The sequence below is a fragment of the Nocardiopsis kunsanensis DSM 44524 genome (assembly GCF_000340965.1).
In the GTDB taxonomy this organism is placed as follows: Bacteria; Actinomycetota; Actinomycetes; order Streptosporangiales; family Streptosporangiaceae; genus Nocardiopsis; species Nocardiopsis kunsanensis.
Genome location: NZ_ANAY01000028.1, coordinates 47,797 through 62,844 on the forward strand (window position 1 = coordinate 47,797; position 15,048 = coordinate 62,844).

At 71.5% G+C, this 15,048-nt stretch carries 12 protein-coding genes; 3 read left to right on the plus strand and 9 right to left on the minus strand.

Features of this window, described 5'->3' with window-relative positions:
• Positions 1–52: 52 nt before the first annotated feature.
• Both D456_RS0117325 and D456_RS0117330 read right to left on the minus strand, forming a co-directional pair.
• Positions 53–1,450 carry a hypothetical protein gene (locus tag D456_RS0117325; RefSeq protein ID WP_017577447.1) on the minus strand — a complete coding sequence of 466 codons (1,398 nt, stop codon included), beginning with the start codon at positions 1,448–1,450 and terminating at the stop codon, positions 53–55.
• Positions 1,447–2,196, minus strand: coding sequence for an alpha/beta fold hydrolase (locus tag D456_RS0117330; protein WP_017577448.1), 750 nt, complete (start codon positions 2,194–2,196; stop codon positions 1,447–1,449). Before D456_RS0117330 ends, D456_RS0117325 begins: the two co-directional genes overlap by 4 nt.
• Positions 2,197–2,401: 205 nt before the next feature.
• On the opposite strand from D456_RS0117330, the gene D456_RS0117335 reads away from it, so the two are divergent.
• The gene (locus tag D456_RS0117335; protein ID WP_017577449.1) at positions 2,402–2,851 is read left to right on the plus strand and encodes a hypothetical protein; all 450 of its coding nucleotides are present in this window, start codon (positions 2,402–2,404) and stop codon (positions 2,849–2,851) included.
• A gap of 28 nt (positions 2,852–2,879) precedes the next feature.
• Here the strand turns inward: D456_RS0117335 and D456_RS0117340 are convergent, their stop codons facing one another.
• Together D456_RS0117340 and D456_RS0117345 are read right to left on the minus strand one after the other, a co-directional pair.
• Complete coding sequence (locus D456_RS0117340; protein ID WP_017577450.1) at positions 2,880–3,392, minus strand: DUF1360 domain-containing protein; 513 nt, start codon at positions 3,390–3,392, stop codon at positions 2,880–2,882.
• A 1-nt stretch (position 3,393) separates the two neighbouring features.
• Positions 3,394–5,256: a glycoside hydrolase family 15 protein gene (locus D456_RS0117345; protein ID WP_017577451.1), complete on the minus strand. Its 1,863-nt coding sequence runs from the start codon at positions 5,254–5,256 to the stop codon at positions 3,394–3,396.
• A 164-nt stretch (positions 5,257–5,420) separates the two neighbouring features.
• On the opposite strand from D456_RS0117345, the gene D456_RS0117350 reads away from it, so the two are divergent.
• Together D456_RS0117350 and D456_RS0117355 are read left to right on the plus strand one after the other, a co-directional pair.
• A complete protein-coding gene (locus tag D456_RS0117350; RefSeq protein ID WP_017577452.1) occupies positions 5,421–6,434 on the plus strand; it encodes an SDR family oxidoreductase in 1,014 nt (337 codons plus the stop codon).
• A gap of 30 nt (positions 6,435–6,464) precedes the next feature.
• Positions 6,465–6,821, plus strand: a complete 357-nt coding sequence (locus tag D456_RS0117355; protein ID WP_017577453.1) for a DUF3140 domain-containing protein — start codon at positions 6,465–6,467, stop codon at positions 6,819–6,821.
• A gap of 393 nt (positions 6,822–7,214) precedes the next feature.
• On the opposite strand, the gene D456_RS0117360 is transcribed toward D456_RS0117355, so the two are convergent.
• From D456_RS0117360 to D456_RS0117380, 5 genes are all read right to left on the minus strand, one after another.
• Positions 7,215–8,360, minus strand: a complete 1,146-nt coding sequence (locus D456_RS0117360) for a VWA domain-containing protein (RefSeq protein ID WP_017577454.1) — start codon at positions 8,358–8,360, stop codon at positions 7,215–7,217.
• On the minus strand, positions 8,357–10,684 hold the full coding sequence (locus tag D456_RS0117365; RefSeq protein ID WP_017577455.1) for a DUF5682 family protein: 2,328 nt from the start codon (positions 10,682–10,684) through the stop codon (positions 8,357–8,359). Before D456_RS0117365 ends, D456_RS0117360 begins: the two co-directional genes overlap by 4 nt.
• Positions 10,684–11,793 (minus strand): ATP-binding protein, encoded by a 1,110-nt coding sequence (locus D456_RS0117370; RefSeq protein WP_017577456.1) that lies wholly within the window; start codon positions 11,791–11,793, stop codon positions 10,684–10,686. Before D456_RS0117370 ends, D456_RS0117365 begins: the two co-directional genes overlap by 1 nt.
• Entirely contained in the window at positions 11,794–13,296 is a 1,503-nt protein-coding gene (locus D456_RS0117375; protein WP_017577457.1) for a DUF5691 domain-containing protein, read from the minus strand.
• A gap of 117 nt (positions 13,297–13,413) precedes the next feature.
• Positions 13,414–14,718, minus strand: coding sequence for an SWIM zinc finger family protein (locus tag D456_RS0117380; protein ID WP_017577458.1), 1,305 nt, complete (start codon positions 14,716–14,718; stop codon positions 13,414–13,416).
• Positions 14,719–15,048 lie beyond the last annotated feature (330 nt).

The following is a 15,048-nucleotide window of genomic DNA, read 5'->3' on the forward strand; positions in this document are numbered from 1 at the left end:
ATCATTTACCTGGACAACCCGCCGACTACCTGCTGTACCCCTGCACGCACACTCACCGCATGAGTTCGGAGAGCTCGACGCCCTCTGCCGCGTCCAGACGCGGTGCCGCTTCCTCCCAACGGAGCGGGGACGGAAGCGGCTGCTTGCCCCTGACCTGCGCGAGCTCCCGTCCGAACCGCACCAGGACCGCGAAGTCGCGGGGAAAGGACTCGGGGTCGGTGCCGAGGAAGGTACCCAGTTCGCGCGCCCGTGCCAACACACCGGCCCACTGGTCGGCCCAGGCCAGCCCCACCGATTCGACCCCGTGGGAGAACAGCGCCATCCGGATCTCGTCGAAGGGTTCACGCGAGTCGAGGTAACTCTCGAGGGCACGCAGCGAGGGCTCCTTGTTGAACACCGTCCAGAAGGGCACGGAACCGGTGCGCAGGGCCCCGTAGGTGTCCATCAGCATGAAGGACTCCACCAGCAGGCGTCCGGTCGGCAGGCCGCGGTCCCGGTACCAGTCCCGGTGGATGTCGGCGACGGGCGGGCTCACTGTCTCGGGTTCGTCGTAGCGCAGGCGGACCAGGTTCCACCCCTGGCGGTCGGCGAGGTCACGTAGGTCCTCCAGAAGGCGCGGTTCGAACCCCCACTCGGCCTCGGGGCTCTCGTCGTCCGGCTCGGGAGCGACGAACTTCGTGTAATCGGAGCCGTAGGCGCGCAGGAACTCACGCACACGGTCACTGCCGTGCTGGAGCTCGTCCGTGGTCGCTCCCCCGAACCCGCCGTGCTGGAAGATGTACCGCTCCCCCACACGTGTGGTGGGCCATGTCATCGCACAATCGGACACGACCAGGCTTCCTCCGGGCCGCAGCACATCGCGCAGGTGGCGTTCGTAAGCGGCCGGGAGGCGGAGCCACTTGGTGCGGAAGTAGCACATGCCCGCGACCATCAGACGGTCCTGGTTGGGGTCGTGCATGTGGTGCAGCGCCCAGTCGGGGTTCGCGCGCAGCAGTTCCTCTCCCGTGGACCGCATCCGGCGGAGGTCCTCCGAGGCATCCTCCGGCGGTACCCCGTGCCTGCGTACCGGGAGGAGCAGGGTCTGCGGCAGCCACGGGGCCCTCAGCGCGGCGGCCAGGTGGGTCAGAGCCCCGTTGGAGGAGCCGACGAAGGCGACGTCGCTCTGCTGCTTCGGGTAGTGGCCCGCCACCCACTCCGCGAGCCGGTCGGACCGGATGTCGCCGACCTTGTGTCGCTGCACGGCCTCGGTCCAGCCGGAGAGCGCGTAGATCCTCTCCTTTAGGCCACGCGGGAGATGGTTGGCCTTCTCCCCCGCCGAGGCCAGGAGGTCCTGGCCCGTACCAGGCCGTTCCCCCGGGCGCGGTACACGGGCACCGGACAGGTGGGAGGAGAGATCTCGCAGCAGCGCGGTGGCGGAGTCGAACCCGGCCACGACGCGTTCGGCCCTCATCGATCCTCCGCGAGGAACTCGTCGACGATGTCGGCCAACTCGCCGGGGGCCGCAGCGGTCAGGGCGTGCGGTCCGCCCGGGATCGCGGTGAGGCGGCCGTGCGGGAGCATGCGCGTGACTTCCTCGGCCCAGAAGTGGCGGCTCACCTTGTCGGCGGTCCCCCACACCACCAGCGCCGGTTGGTGGACCTGCGGCAGGACCCCCTCGATGCGGTGGTTCTTGCTCTCGAGCCAGCTCATCGCCACACGGCGCAGACCGGCATCGCGGTAGTCGCGGAAGCTCTGCGGGATCACACCCAGCCCTTCGTGGAAGTTGTTGTGCACGAGCCGCAGGGCCAGGAGCGGCAACGATCGGGCGGCCGGGTCGGTGGTCGGACCCACCAGGACGACCGAACCCACGGCGTCCGGTTCCCGTGCGGCGGCCTCCGCGACCACCTGGGTTCCCAGGGAGACACCCAGGAGGCAGGGGTCCTGCAGTCCCCGTTCCCGGAGCCACTGCACGAGGACGTCGGCCATCTCCGCCACGTGCAGGAAGCGGCCCGGGTTCCCACTCCGGCCGTACCCGGGCATGTCCAGCGCCCACGTCTCGATCCTGCCGTCGAGCGCCTCCAACAGCGGCATGGTCTGCCGGGAGGAGACCCCGGCGCCGTGCACGCACACGAGAGGCGGGTGCCTCCCCCGCACGTACCAGCTCGCGATCTCCGTACCCAACACCTCGTCGGTCTCCTGTTCGGGCCCCACCCGCATCACCGTGTCCTGTCCGGCTCCTGGTCCGATGAGGACTGCCCCTACCCCCGCTCTCGTTGCGGCAAAACCTCGGCTCGCACAGGTGTCACACCCGTACCGAACGGTCAGTGACCTCCAAGAGATCTTTCCGTGTGGGGAGGAAACGATGGGCACTCTGCACAAGGACCCGATCCGACGGCGTGTTCCACGTGGCTTGGGGAGAGGCATGGTCGGCGCCATGGCCATGAGCGGGGCCCGGCAGCTCCTCGTCGGGCTCGGACTGATCGACCGCACCCCGCCCGAAGCCGTCCTGGCCGAGGGTGCGCCGTCGCTGCTGCGCAGTGTGCCGGAGAACCGTCGGACGGCCCTGGTCGAGCTGGCGCACTGGGGATACGGCGGTACGGCCGGGGCGGCCTACTCGCTCCTACCCGCCCGGCTGCGGAGCCACAGTGCCACCGGGCCGGTCTACGGAATCCTCGTCTGGGCGGCCTTCGAGCTCGGGGTGGCGCCCGCCCTCGGCCTGGCTCACGCGCACCGGTCGCGTCCCGCCGAACGTGTCGCGCTCTTCTGCGACCACCTGCTCTACGGGGTGGTCCTCGGTGATCCGCCGAAACGTCCGGTGCCGGCGCACGAGGAAGAAGAGGGAGGCGGGTCCGCCACCGAGCGGCCGGTCTGAAACCCGACGGTGGCGGGCACGCCCGGCCTCACTCCTGTGCCTGCTGCAGTTTCGCGTAGGCGAGCTGGAGCCAGTCGGAGACCGCCACCGCGCTCAGTACCGCGCCCGCAGACCTGGTGAAACGGGGTGCAAGTACCAGGCCGAACGCGTAACCCGTCGCGACCCACTGCGCAAGGCAGAACGGGCAGGCGACGAGTTCGCCCACGGTCCGTCGGCCGCCCTCACCCCTTGGTTCCTCCGCCAGTTCGGCCGGGGCGGAGACACCGCGGAACCGGGTGAACAGGGCTCTCAGCGGGCTGGTCACGGGATCCTTGGCCACCATGCGCGATGCCTTGTGCGTGGCCAAGGACATCAGGACCAGGTCCCACGGTCCCACGGTGCTCCCCGGTCCGGCGTCGCGGCGGCGGCGCACCACGAGGAGCCCCGCGCCCACCAGCCCGAGATAGGCGGCGGCCGTGAGGGCGTACCCGCCGAGCGGTTGATCACTGTCCCCCTGGTACTCCTCGGCCTCCTGCCGGATCGTCTCCTCGACCTGTGCCATGTCATCCCCTCTCGTTCTCGATGTGCGGTCCCCGGCCGTCACGGTGCCGGGCCCAGATGTGCAGTGCCTCGGTGTGGTCGGCGTCGCGGAGGTTGACCGCTGCCTCCATCAGGGCCAAGTGGGTGAAGGCCTGGGGGAAGTTCCCGAGCATCACGCCCTCGTCGGACATCTCCTCGGCGAACAGCCCGAGGTCGCCGCACGACCCGCACAGCCGCCGGAACCGGTCCTCGGCCTCCTCGCCCCGCCCGGCCAGCACCAGGGCCGAGACCAGGTCGAACGAACACATCAGGAACGCGCCCTCCGGGGTCCGCAGCCCGTCGTCGGTGCCCTCGGGGTCGTACCGGTGGACCAGGGCCCCGACCCCTCCGAGCTCTTCCATCACCCGGTCCACGGTGCGTGTGATCCTCGGGTCGTCCCCCTCCAGGAATCCGAGGAGCGGCAACCGGAGCAGGGAACCGTCGACGCGCGGTGCGCCGTAGGACTGGGTGAAGGTCCCTGGCCCCGGGTCGTAACCGCGTTCGAGGACCTCGGCGCGGATCACGTCGCGCTCCCGGCACCAGTCCTCGAAGGTGACCTCCTCCTGTCTTCCGAGATGCTGGGCCAATTGGACGGCCCGGTCCAGGCAGGCCCACGCGTAGACCTTGGAGCTGGTCCAGTGGCGCTGCCCCGAACGCACCTCCCAGAACCCGCTGTCGGGTTCCCTCCACACCTCACGGAGAGCTTCGACCACGTCGTCGGCGAGCTTCACCTTCTTCTCCGGGAGGTCGCCCACGACCTGTTGATAGGTCAGCACGGCGTCCAGTACGTGGCCGTAGACGTCCAACTGGTGCTGGACATCGGCGTCGTTGCCCACCCTCACCGGCCGCGAGCCGGCGTACCCGCGGACGTGGTCGACCTCGGTCTCCTCGGGCGGTTCCCTCCCGTCGAGGCCGTGGACCGGCGTCAGGCGTTCGACGGGTCCCTCGGTCGTACTCAGCAGGTACCGCAGGTAGGAACCGGCCTCGTGGGCGTGTCCGAGCCTGAGGAAGGACAGCACGACCAAGGGCGCATCGCGGTGCCAGACGTAGCGGTAGTCCCAGTTCCTGGGTCCGCCGGGCCATTCCGGGAGCGAGGCCGTGGGCGCGGCGACCATCCCTCCGCTCTCCTCGTGCAGGAGCCCGCGCAGCACCACGGCGGAATGCCGCACGTGCTGGGCCCCCTCGCCCTCGTAGGAGGTACGCGAGGCCCAGTCCCGCCAGGCCCTACGGGAGCCCTCGAGCAGGGTGCGGGCCTCTTCGACGCCGTACTGCCGGTCCCCTCGGGAGTAGTCGAGCACCAGCGACGTGGACTCGCCGGCTGCCAGGCCGACACGGTAGGCGGGATCGCCCTCTCCGTCGAGAACCGGCGCGGTACCTCCGGAGAGGAGCACGCCCTCCCGCAGACGCAGCGCCCCGTACTCCACGGCCGTCCACTCCGCGCGTGCACGGCCGAGGTCCGGCCCGGCCCGGAACGTGGAACGGATCCGTGCCCGGCCTTCGAGGCACGCCAGGAAACGGACGAGCACACCGATCGGACGCAGCCCTTCACCGTCGGGCCGGACCGCCAACAGGTCCTGCGACAGCAGTCGGCAGCCCGGCCCCTCCCACAGGGTCTCCGCCACGAGGGTGTCGGCGGCGTACGTGAGACGCGTGGGCACGGCGTCCTCCACGTGCATGCTCCAGGAGCCGCCGCGATCGCGGTCCAGCAGGCTCCACAAGAGCGGCGGGGAATCGAAGTCGGGTACGCACAGCCAGTCGATCGTGCCGTACGGATCCAACAGGGCTGCGGTGCCGCAGTCCGATAGGAAAGCGTGTTCCCCGATCCCGGGCTCACCGGTCCACTCCATGCCTCCCCCAGGCGGTGTTCGGTGTGCAGGCCCCTCGGACCTCGACTGCCCTACGACCCGTCGGCCGAAACGGTGGGCCGGCGGTGCCCTCCGAGTAGACGGAAGAGGCTTATGTGGCGGTTCGGTCGGGTAGCGCCGACAGCAAGAGGAGAGGGGGCGACCACATGACCAGGAGAGGAGCCGAGGAGAGCGATGTCGCTGTGGTGTGCGGCGCCAGCGGGGGTGTGGGACGGGCCACCGCCCGCGAACTCGCCCGACGCGGTTACTCGCTCGGGCTCCTCGCCAGGGGGAGCGAAGGTCTGGGGGCCGCAGCCGAGGAGGCTCGTTCCACGGGGGTGCGGGTGTACACGGCCGAGGTCGACGTGGCCGACGGCGAGGCCGTGCAGGAGGCCGCAGAACGCGCCGAGGCAGAGCTCGGACCGGTGACCCTGTGGGTCAACGCGGCATTCGCGACCTTGATGTCCCGGTTCGTCGACTCGACCCCGGAGGAGTTCCGGCGGGTCACAGACGTCTGTTACCACGGCACCGCGAACGGGACCCGTGCCGCTCTGAATCTGATGGAACCCCGCGACCGGGGCACGATCGTGCAGGTGGGGTCCGCACTCGCCTACCGGGGCATCCCTCTCCAGTCCGCCTACTGCGGAGCCAAACACGCCGTCCGGGGCTTCACCGACTCCGTGCGGGCCGAACTGGTCGACTCCGGGTCACGTGTGCGGATCACCGAGGTCCACCTGCCCGGCCTCAACACCCCGCAGTTCTCCTGGGTTCGCACACGGACCGACCGTCCCACCCGGCCCATGGCCCCCGTCTACCAGCCCGAGGTGGCAGGACGTGCGATCGCCTGGGCGGCGGAGCACCCGCGTCGACGCACCTACTGGGTGGCGCCGTCGACGGTCCAGACCGCGCTCGGCCAACGGGTCGCGCCGCGTGTGCTCGATCTGATCCTGGGCCGTACCGAAGTCGACGGACAGTTGCGTGAGGGCGAACCGGAGAAGGAGGGCAACCTGTTCCGCCCCTTCGACGCCGACCGCGACTACGGCGCCCACGGCGTGTTCGACGACGAGTCCCGCGGTAGCAGTGTCCAGCAGTGGCTGAACGAGAGACGGCTCGCGGTGACGGGCACCGCGATCGGGCTGGCCGCCGTCGGGGCGGTCGCCTGGCGCCGGGCCCGTGCGTGAACACCGCGGCCGAGAGAACGAGGAGGGATCATGGCCGAGCACAGCGCCGAGACCGATCGCGTCTGGCAGGAGTTCCACTCCGTGGTCAACATGTCCAGCGAGGAGCTGCGGGAGTGGCTGCTCACCGACGCCGCCGGCGAGGAGGGGCTGTCGAGCGATCCGGGCCATCCGGTGTCCGACCGCGGCGAGGAGGTCGTGGCGATCCTGGGCAAGCGCAAGACCGACGTGACCGAGTCCGACGTGGAGTTGATGAACGAGGTCGCGGAGTTCGTGCGCAATGAGCTCGCCGACCCGAAACGCGAGGACCAGGAATGGCGCCGGCGGCTCATGGCCGTGGGGCACGACCCACTCGCGCCCTCGTCCCCGTCCCAGGACGAGGAGCTCTGACGGCGTACGGGGACCATGGCGTCCAGGGGCGGCCGGCGGGGAACCGGGGGCACCGGCCCTGGCGGAGTTCCGAGGCCGTGAGAGAGTCCTCGGTCAGAGAGGTTCGCGGGCCCTGCGCCCGTGGCGTCACGGTCCACGCCGCCCTTATGGACGGGAGAGGGACCACCGGAGCCACGGTCCCCGGTTTCAGCCGGGCGATCGTCGCGTCGTCGGTCCTGAAGCACCACCCGTACTTGCGTGGCTGTGAGCGGTCGGTGTTCACCAGCCGGAAGGCCCCGTGCACCCACCGTCAGCCGCGCCTGCTGCGGGGCGAGGATCCTGATCGGTGTGCTCACAGGGTTCTCCTTCCGGAACGTCACCAGCCTGCTCGGTTCGTGCGGTGCAGCACCACGGTCATGCGTGAGTGCCCGCCGGGGCGGTGACGGGATCGCCCCGGAGCGCGGCGGCCATGAGCTCGGGGAAGGCGTCGGGGGTGCAGGCGAACGCCGGCACGCCGAGGTCGGCGAGGGCTGCGGCGTTGCCGTGGTCGTAGAAGGCTGCGCCCTCGTCGGAGAGGGCGAGCAGCACCACGACCTGGACGCCGGCGGCCTTCATCTGCGCGATCCGTTGCAGCATCTGTTCCCGTACCCCTCCCTCGCACAAGTCGCTGACCAGAACGAACGTCGACTCGGTGGGCCGGGTGATCAGCCCCTGGCAGTAACCGATCGCCCGGTTGATGTCGGTTCCACCCCCCAACTGGGTACCGAACAGCACCTCCACGGGGTCGGAGAGGTGGTCGGTGAGGTCTGCGACGGCGGTGTCGAAGGCGACCAGGGACGTGCTCACGCTGCGCATCGATGCCAGGACCGCACCGAACACACTCGCGTACACGACCGACTCGGCCATGGAACCGCTCTGATCGATGGCGAGCACCACGTCCTTATGGACGCCCGAGTTGCGGCGTCCGTGGCCGACGAGGGTGCGCGGCACGATCGTTCGGTGTTCGGGCAGGTAATGGGCGAGGTTGCGGCGGATCGTCGCGTTCCAGTCGATGTCGGCGACCCGGCGCGGGCGGTGGGTGCGGGTGGAACGGTCGATCGCCCCCTGCACCAGGGAACGTGTGTGCTGGGCGAGGCGGCGTTCGAGCTCGTCGACGACACTGCGTACGACGGCGCGGGCGCTCTCCCGGGCACGGTCCGGCATGACGGAGTTGAGGGAGAGCAGGGTGCCGACCAGGTGCACGTCGGCCTCGACCGTTTCCATGAGCTCGGGTTCGAGCAGCATGCGGTGCAGACCGAGGCGGTTCATGGCGTCCCTCTGCATGATCCGCACGACGGAGGAGGGGAAATAAGTGCGGATGTCGCCGAGCCAACGGTTCACACGGGGGACGGATGCGCCGAGGCCCCCGGCACGCTCGCCCGGCCCTCTGCCGGAACTGTCGTAGAGGTCGGCGAGAGCGGAGTCCATGCCCCGGTCGGAGGAGGACAGATCGGTCTCGGGAGCGTCCTGGCCCAGGACCAGGCGCCAGCGGCGTGCGCGTTCGGTCTCGTCGGTACTCATACCTCTGCCCTCCCGGGGCTGTTCCGGCGGTCGGTGGCGGCACGGGCCAGGAGCGCGCCGACCGAGTTCAGGGCGGGTACGGCGCGTTCGGGGTCCAGGGGAAGGGACACTGTCCCGGTGGGCGGGACGGCGCGGGTGGCGGCGGTCCCGATCTGACGGCGTTCGGGTGCGGCGAAGGCACCGAAGGTACGGCGCAGCAACGGGAGAACGGCGGCGAAACGTTCCGGGGCGAGCCCGGTCAGCCAGGTGTCGATGAGGTCGAGGAGGCGCTCGTCGTGGACCAGGATCAGCCCGCTGCCCTGGAGGAAGCCCTCGAGCCAGGCGGCGGCGCGTGCGGGGTCGATCCCTGGTGACATGGTGCGGGCCAGGCGCCGGCGGAGGGTGTCGCGGTCGAGTTCGTCGGCGTCGTTGAGGATGCGGTCGAGGCGTCCGGCCACACGTCCGGGAAGACGGTCGTCACCGGCGTGCGCGGCGAGGGTCGCGGTCCAGGTGCGGAGCGGTTCTTCGCCCAGGAGGGTGACGGCGTGGTGGGTGTGGTCGACGAGTGTGGCCATGTGGGCCGCCGCGTCGTCGTCGAGCCCGTGCAGTGCGGGTGGGAGGCCCGCGCACACTCGGCGCAGCAACCCTTCGGCGACGGTCCTCAGCTGGGCGCCCTCGGTACGGCGCACGTCGCCGTAACGTCCGGCACGAGCCAGAGGCGGCAGGGCGGCCATGAGTCCGGTGACGTCTCCATCGGTGGCGGCGCGGTCGGTCAACCGGGCGAGCACGGTGGGCAGGGCGCTGTCGAGGCCTGCGAGCAGGCACTGTTCGGTGAGTGCGGTGACACCGCGCAGATCGGCCCGGCCGGCGAGGTCGACCAGACGTGCGGCGGCGGCCTCCTCGACGGTGGCGCCCCAGCGGGCGGCCTCGATGAGGGCGACATCCATCTCGGGTTCCCAGCGCAACCTCCAGGCCTCCCGGAAGGTCCCGCGGTGGGAGCCCTCGGGTGTGCGGGGCACGCCCCATTCCACGTCGAGGATCCGGAGCCGGTGCAGGAGCACACCGCGTTCCCGGTGGCTCTCCTTGCGCAGGTCGAGGTCGAGGTCGCGGATGAAGGGTTCGGCCTTGAGACGCAGGCGGCGGCGCTGTGCTGCCAGGTCGCGTTGGAGCGGCACCATCGGAACGGTGTCGGGGACCGAACCCATGCGTTCGCCGAGGGCGAGCCGACCGTGTACGAGGGCGGCCCGTGTCTCCTCCCCCTCGCACAGGACACCGGTGAGGGCCTCGCGGACCTCATCGAGCCCGGCGAGAGGCCGTCCCCGTAGGGCGGCGAGGGACTCGGCGAGACGGACCCCCTCGATCACGTGCGCGGAGGAGACCGCCCGGTCCTCGTCCTGGCGCAGGACCCGGGCCGCGTCGGTGAGCCACCGGTGCACGGGACGGTCGGGCGCGGTGAACAGGTGGTGGTACCAACCGGGTGCGCTCACCCCCGCCCGGTACCCCGCGGCGGTGGCCAGACGCCCGTGGGTCCAGGGCACCCACGTGGCGTCGACCTTGGTCCTGGGCAGGCCCTTGAGCAGGGCCGTGTCGGCCTTGACGGTGTGGCGGGCCGTCTCGTGGACGGCAGGGGCGTGCCAGGCACCGCAGACGACGGCGACACGGTGGTGCCCGGCGCGCAGGGTGGCGCGCAGTACCTGGCGCATGTGGGCCTCACGGCGCTGGTTGCGCACGCCCCCGGGCCCGATCTCGGCGCGGACGGCCGCCATGGCCTCCTGGATCGCGGGGAACGGGGAAGGCTCACCGTCACCGCGCTGTTCGACGACGTCGTCCCACCAGCGTTCGGTGTCGTCGTAGCCGGCGGCGCGGGCGAGCACCCCGAGCGGGTCGGCCCGGGTGTGTTCCGGGTCGGTCTCTTCGCCCGGGGGTTCCTCTCCCGGTTCCCTCTCCCCCGGGGTCTCCTCGTCCGGAGCTCCCGCGCCCAGGTCCGGTCGCCCCGGCTCCTCTGCCAGGGTGTGGGCGGCGGGCAGGTCGCAGAAGCGCACTTCCACGCCGTGGTCGACGGCGTAGCGCAGCGCCACCCACTCCGGGGAGAAGGACGCGAACGGCCAGAACGCCCATCCGCCCGTACCACTCCCGGTCTCCCGGCCGGCGCGGTGGACGAGCAGGGCAACGGGCGGTTCGAGCTCCCCTGCCAAGTGGAGGAGGGCGTCGGCCTCCGGCGGCCCCTCGATGAGGACCGCCTCGGGGCGCAGGCGTTCCAGCTCGGCCCGGACCGCACGTGCGGACCCGGGGCCGTGGTGGCGCACCCCGAGGACCCGGACTCCTCCGGTGTCGAAGGCCGGCATCAGGCGTCCACCTCACGGCAGGCCCGGTAGAACTCGCCCCAGCCGTCGCGGTCACGGGCGACGGTCTCCAGGTACTCGCGCCAGGCCACACCGTCGGAGACCCGGTCCTGCACCACCGCGCCCCGGATCCCCGCGGCGATGTCGGCGGGACGCAGCTGCCCGTCGCCGAAATGGGCGGACAGGGCGATGCCATTGGTCACGACCGAGATCGCCTCGGCCGTGCTGAGGGTGCCGCTGGGTGATTTGACCTTGGCCGATCCGTCCTCCGTGGCACCGGCGCGCAGCTCCCGGAAAACGGTGACCACCCGCCTGATCTCGGTGAGGCTGGTGGCGACCTCCGGCAACTGCAGGGACCGGCCGAGCTGATCCACCCGCCGGGTGACGATGTCGACCTCCTCCTCAGCGGTGTCGGGCACCGGCAGCACCACGGTGTTGAAGCGGCGGCGCAGGGCGCTGGAGAGGTCGTTGACGCCGCGGTCCCGGTCGTTCGCGGTCGCGATGAGGTTGAAGCCCCGGCGGGCCTGCACCTCGGTACCGAGTTCGGGGACGGGCAAGGACTTCTCCGAGAGCACGGTGATGAGGCCGTCCTGGACCTCGGAGGGCATGCGGGTGAGTTCCTCGACGCGGGCGAGCGCCCCTCGGGACATGGCGTTCATGACGGGTCCGGGGACGAGCGCGGCCTCACTGGGGCCCTCGGCCAGCAGGCGGGCGTAGTTCCAGCCGTAGCGCACCGCTTCTTCGGAGGTGCCCGCCGTTCCCTGCACGAGGAGGGTGGAGTCCCCGCAGACGGCCGCGGCCAGATGTTCGGACAGCCAGGTCTTGGCTGTTCCGGGCACACCGATGAGCAGTAGTGCGCGGTCGGTGGCCAGGGTCGCTACGGCGGTCTCGACGACGCGGCGGGCGCCGATGTACTTCGGGGTGATCTCGGTGCCGTCCTCCAGAGTGGTGCCGAGCAGGTAGTCGACGACGGCGTGCGGGGAGAGGCGCCATCCCTGGGGGCGGGTGCGGGTGTCGGCTGCGGCGAGGGCACCGAGCTCGTCGGCGTGGGTCTGTTCGGCGTGGGGGCGCAGCGCCCGGATCGTGTCGGTGGTCTCGGCTGTGGCGGTCAACTACAGCTCCCTTTTCATGGCACGGCGGAAACGGACGGTGTCGCGGGTGTCGAGGTAGAGGCTCCGGTCCTCAGGGCTGAGGCCGGGTGGGTCCGGAGGCAGGTGGTCGAGGTGCTCGGGCGGCAGGTACTCGGCTGCGGCATCGCAGAGTGCGCGGTAACCGCCCCTGTTGCGGGGATTCAGAAGCATTCTCGTAGCTGCCACCGACAATTCCGGGGTCCACGGGCCGTCGGCCGCACGCAGGAGGTGACCGGCGTCGTTGAGGTCTTCGGTGCGGCTCAGGGCCTGTTGCACCCAGGCACAGCGTTCGCCGAGCGGGAGCGGGCGCAGCAGGGCGGGCAGTTGGAGGACCCGCCGGTCCCGGGTGGCGCGGGCGAGGTGACCGCCCACGTCGGGACCGAGCGTGGACAGCAGCGCCCGGCCCCATTCCGCCGACCCCTGGAACCCTGCGGCGTTGACGAGTGCGTCGTGCACGTCGGTACGGCCGGAACGTTCCACCCGGGCCAGCACACGTGCGGGGTCGGGGTCCACGAGTGCGGTCCACACGTCGAGCGGGGCGTGGGTGATGAGCGCCCACAGGCGCTCGGAGCGTGCGGCATCGGTGTCACCGGATCTTCCGGGTGCAGCCAGGGCGAGGTCGCGCAGGAGCCGGGGCCGGCCGGGGCCGATACCGCCCACCCGCACCTCCCCCCGGGGGCCGGTGCTGACCAGGGCCCGCACGTACCCCCGCAGACGGTCGGCGTGGGTGCTGTCGGGCAGACGGCTGAGCAGGGACAGTGCGAGCCCGCGGACCCCGGCGGCGCGATCGGTGAGGGCTGCTGCCAGGACTTCCTCGTCATCGGTGGTGAGGCCGTGGGACAGGACCGACAACAGGGAGCGCCGCCGTTCGGCCACGGGATCGGCGCGCAGGGCCTCGGCCACCCGCCCGCGTGCGTCTGCGGGGTCGGTACGCCGCAGGGCTGCCAGGGCACGTCGGCGTTCCGGTGGCTCGCCGTGTTCCCAGACCTTCGGGTCGAAGTGTGCGGCGGCGCTGTGGGAGCCGAGGTAGTGCCAGGTGTTGCGGAACCGGGCCAGCCAGTGTCCGTGAGCACCGACGGCGGCGGCCAGGGCGGGGCGGAGTTCGCTGTCGCGGGCGCCCCGGTCGAGCAGTGCGGGCAGGTGGACGGCGGGGACCCGGCGTCCTGCGCGGGCCACGAGGTCCAGCCATTCGGGCAGCAGGGTGGGCCGGGCGGTGAGGATCTCGGTGAGGTGGTGTGCGGCTGCCGCGTCGACCTCGGGGACTCCGTCGTCCGGGGCTGGGTCCAGGGGCTCGGCGGTGTGCGGTGTGTGTCCGGCGGTCCGCCGTACCGCGGCGAGTGCCGCGCGGTCGAGCAGGGCAGCGGGACCGTGGAGGTCCTCGGCCCCGGGCCCGGGCAGGGCGGGGGTGTCGGGGACCGCGCGCCGGGCGGTGCCGACGAGCGCGGCGGGGAGCAGCTGCCCCCACGGATCGGTGGTCGTGCTCACGTGCGGGTCCTCCTCGTCGGCCCGGTGCCGGGGCCGTTCTCTCCTACGGGTCCTCGTCCCGGGGCAGCGGGTCCCGTCACGTGCGGGCCCTCGCCGCCACCCGGGCTCGGGGCGCGGTCACAGAGGGACCGTCGGGGCGTCCTGGGGCCACACGGTCAGGGGCGTGAATCCGTCCCTCGGCGACCACTCCCCCGCGACGGTCGCAGGACGACCGCCGGTCACGGCCAGCAGTTTCCAGGGGCCGGGGGTTCCCAAGGGCAGTGCGTCACCGGACCGGTCGGCGAGGTACCAGTCCTCCCCGCGGCGGGCGGGAACCACCCGGGCGAGCACGGCGAGGGAGCCGTGCATCCAGGGGTCCTCGGCCAGTTGCGCTGCGTGGTTGTCGAGCGCCCCGGCGACCGTGGAGCCCGGCGGCACGGGCGCGGGTCCCGGCGCACCGGTGCTGACCTCCGTGGCTCGGCGTCGGTCCGGGTAGAGCGCAAGCTCCGCCTCGATCTCGGTGCCCGACGTCGGCCCGGGGCCGAGGGCGTCCGGTTCCCGGGCGTGGGCCAGGGTCATGACGGTGCATCCGTGCGTGCGGCCGCGCAGCCACACCCGCCGGCTCTTCACACCCGTTGCGGGGTCGCTGGTCTCGTTCCGGGCCAGGACGGTCCATGTGTCGGTGGTGCGTTCCCCGGAGGCGAGGACCTCGTCGGTACGGGTGCTCACCCCGGCTCTGGTGTGCACGGCCGCCCGCAGGCCGTCGGGGAGGTGCTCGCGGACGCGGTGGGCCTCGGCGAGCAGGTGCAGGTACGCGAACCGTTCGAGTACTCGTGTCGGCCAGTCGCGGTGCCGGGCCAGGGCCGGCAGCTCGGAGACGAGTGCCGCGGCCCCGGCGGCCTTGGCGTCCACGAGGCGTTCGGCCATGCGGTCCCAATGGGCGTAATCGCGGCCGGGCACCCCGGAGAGGCCCGACTCGACCTGGTCGCGCAGCCACAGGGACAACTCGGCGAGTCCCTCTGCGACGGCGCGGTCCCGTTCCCTGCGGGTGGCCTCGGCACGGGCCGGGTCGGGGACGGCGCGGCGGGCCCGGTTCGCTGCGCGGCGGTTGATCCAGCGGCCGACCCGCTCGGGGGCTTCCCCGGTCTCGGAGAGTTCACCGCCGACCCACCGGGCGAGCAGGCCGAGCACGTGTTTGCAGGGGGTCTTGCGACTGGGGCAGGAGCACTTGTACGCGGGGGCCTCCTCCGCGTCCACGTGCACGGCCACGGTGTAGCTCCGGTCGCCACTGCCCCGGAACTCCCCCCACACGACGAGGGCTTCGCCGGGCAGGAGGCCGGCGTACTGCCAAGCATCGGCGGCGGAGGTCTTTCGGGCGGCCTTCCACGACGAGGCGTCCGGCGCCAGGCCCCGGACGTCGTCGATGCTCCATCGATCGTTCACAGGAGAAGACTAAGGACGGGCACCGACAAAATCGTGGTGCTTTCCACCCCCGAGACACCGGTTTCCATAATGTCGTAGTCGTCTGCCACACTACGCCGCCCTCGCTGCCGCACCGAGTACGCGAAGCGACCTCAGAGCGAAAAACCGCGCACAAAGGGAATAATCCCGCGAATGGCTATCGCTCTTTTCCCGAACACATTGAAAGCGATCCCATTCTGCTCTTAGAATTCCACGAACGGCATGGTACTGCTCCGCACGTACCCGGCCCGGACGCGGCGGTCCCCGCTCCCCCTTCCACATCACCGCAGCGATGCCCATCTCCTCGAAGGG